Annotated in this window: 1 rRNA gene; it reads right to left on the minus strand. The window is 45.5% G+C overall.

Features of this window, described 5'->3' with window-relative positions:
- Positions 1–98, minus strand: a 23S ribosomal RNA gene (locus KJS63_RS25930); the annotation flags it as partial.
- Positions 99–255: the final 157 nt, after the last annotated feature.

Raw genomic sequence — 255 nt, forward strand, 5'->3', positions numbered from 1 at the left:
GCTTGCTTACAGCTCCCCGAGGCAGTTTCGTTGTTCGCCACGTCCTTCTTCGGCTCCTAGCGCCTAGGCATCCTCCGTGTGCTCTTAGTAGCTTAACCAATTGCTCGGGTTGGTTGACCAACCTTCGAGCTACCTTTGATTCACTTCACTTGTTTGCACAAGTTCAGCTTAAAGGAATTCTAATTTACGCAATTTCGTTTCGTTATCTAGTTTTCAAGGATCAAATCGGAAATTTCTTAACGTCCACGTTATCGT

Source organism: Paenibacillus sp. J22TS3, from assembly GCF_018403205.1.
Taxonomy (GTDB): domain Bacteria; phylum Bacillota; class Bacilli; order Paenibacillales; family Paenibacillaceae; genus Fontibacillus; species Fontibacillus tuaregi.